This window comes from Streptomyces sp. WELS2 (assembly GCF_013870595.1).
GTDB lineage: Bacteria > Actinomycetota > Actinomycetes > Streptomycetales > Streptomycetaceae > Streptomyces.
This window is the reverse complement of sequence record NZ_JACBWZ010000935.1, coordinates 1-2,245: the sequence shown is the minus strand read 5'-3', so window position 1 is coordinate 2,245 and position 2,245 is coordinate 1. Positions and strand designations below refer to the sequence as shown.

General features: G+C 68.9%; 2 protein-coding genes. One reads left to right on the top strand and one right to left on the bottom strand.

The genetic code is table 11. From position 1 onward, the window contains the following. Positions 1–27: 27 nt before the first annotated feature. Positions 28–1,362, bottom strand: a complete 1,335-nt coding sequence (locus H5J33_RS31940) for an ABC transporter substrate-binding protein (RefSeq protein ID WP_181798228.1) — start codon at positions 1,360–1,362, stop codon at positions 28–30. A 267-nt stretch (positions 1,363–1,629) separates the two neighbouring features. On the opposite strand from H5J33_RS31940, the gene H5J33_RS31935 reads away from it, so the two are divergent. Continuing rightward, a partial coding sequence (locus H5J33_RS31935) for a glycosyl hydrolase 2 galactose-binding domain-containing protein (protein ID WP_399552976.1) occupies positions 1,630–2,245 on the top strand: 616 nt, incomplete at its 3' end.

The following is a 2,245-nucleotide window of genomic DNA, read 5'->3' as shown; positions in this document are numbered from 1 at the left end:
CTCCGGCTGCCGGCCGGACCGGCGCGGTCAGGAACCGGCGGTCCGCGCCGCCTCGTTCCACCGCTTGTCGAGGTCCGCGAAGTAGTCGTCGAGGCTGCCGTGCTGCGCCCCGCGGGCGATGTCGACCAGCTTCTGGCGGTAGTCCGGCTTGTTCAGCCCTATCTCGGCCGCGTTGTCGATCGCGTTGACCTCACCGGTCTTCGCCTCGGAGCGCTCCAGGAAGGTGACATCGTTGTCAACGAAGTCCTTCAGCGTGCCGGGCATCGCGGCGGACCTCAGGGCCGGGACGGCGCCCTCCTTGGCCGCGTAGCCGGACTTCTGCGTGAACCAGTCGATCCAGGCGCGCGCCGCGGCCTTGTGCGCGGAGTGGGCGTTGACGGCCTGCTGGTAGTCGGAGGCGAGGACGGCGCAGTACTTGCCGTCCTTCTGCGCGGGGAAGGGCATGAAGCCGATGTCGTCCGGGTCGGTACCGGCCTTCGCCGCCGCGTCGCGCATCTGGGTGATGGCCCAGGAGCCCAGCTGCATGGTGGCGACCTCGCCCCGCGCGATCAGGCCCTTGGAGGCCTCCCAGTTGGTGGTGTTGGGATCCTTCTCCGACAGACCGTCCTTGACGATGTCGTGGAGCAGGGAGTCGATCGTGTTCAGTTCGCCGCCCTTCCGCCAGGGCGAGACGGCACCGGCGAGCTTGTCGCCGGCCTTGGCGTCGCAGGTGACGGAGCCGATGCTGTTGCTCCAGGCGGTCAGCGGCCAGCCGTCCTTGAAGTTCGTGTAGTACGGCACGGCGCCCGTCTTCGCCTTGACGGCCTTCAGGTCGGCCAGGAACTCGGCCGGGGTCGCCGGCCAGGCGGTGAGACCGGCCTTCTTCCAGACGGCCTTGTTGTAGACGAAGCCGTTGGCCGTGCCGAACTGGGCGATGCCGTAGACCTTGCCGCCGACCTCGGTCTTGTCGCTGAACCGGTAGGTGCCGCCCAGTTCGGCGGCGGTGCCGAGCGGGGCGAAGAACTTCGGGTAGTCGTTCTTGGCCACGGCGGCCGGGATCATCAGGACGTCACCGTAGTCGTCGGTGTTCATCCGGATCTTGACCTCCCCCTCGTAGTCGGTGAGGGCCTCGAACTTCACCTTCACCTTGGGGTAGACCTTGTTGAACTCCTCGGCGTACCGGGCCATCGTCCCGTTCTGGACGAGGTCGGTGCGGTGGGTGAGGACCTTGATCGTGCCCGTGGCCTCGGCCGGGTCGGCCGGCGCCTTCGCCGTCTCACCGGAGACCGCGCCCGCGCCGCTGCATCCCGCGGCGGTCAGCACCGCGGCGGCCAGCAGCCCGCCGCGCCACCGACGCCCCGCGAACGTCGTGTTCTTGCCCATGTGCCCAGCTCCTCCAGGATTGCGGCTCAGCTCTGCGAGTGGGATGTCGGCACTATGTCAGCCACTGGTGAACCGGTAAAGCTGCAATTTCGAGCGTGATGCGCAATCGTTACCGACGATCACGTCTCATCCCACTGACGTGCGGTTTCACTGACGTCCCATTACGGATGTGTAGCTAGACCGGTTTATAGACAGTCGGCGGTCCGCGCGTTAGGTTGTGCGCCGTTGCCCGTCCACCGGCCTGAGTCAGGCGATTGGAGCCGCACCATGAAGGACGTCACCCAGCTCACCGAGGGCTGGAGCCTGCGCCACGGGGAGGAACTGCTGGAGGCCCGGGTGCCCGGTTGCGTCCACACCGACCTCCTCGCCGCCGGGGCCATCCCGGACCCCTTCATCGCCCGCAACGAGACGGACGTCGCCTGGGTGGGCCGCCGCGCCTGGACCTACGTCCGCCGACTCGGCCACGACAGCGGTCACGAGCGCACCGACCTCGTCTTCGACGGTCTCGACACGGCCGCGTACCTCACCCTCGCGGGCCGCCCCCTCGGCACCACCCGCAACATGCACCGCACCTACCGCTTCGACGTCACCGGACGCACCGGTGAACTGGAGATCCGCTTCGCCTCCGCCTACGACGAGGCGGCGGCCGTCCGCGCGGTGACGGGGGAGCGGCCCAACGTCTATCCCGAACCCTCCCAGTACATCCGCAAGATGGCGTGCAGCTTCGGCTGGGACTGGGGACCCACCCTGGTGACCGCGGGCATCTGGCGGCCGGTCCGGCTGGAGCACTGGTCCACCGCCCGCCTGGCCGAGGTACGGCCCCAGGTCACCGTGGCCGAGGGCGCCGGCCGCGTCGAGGTACGGCTGCGCGTCGAGCGCACCG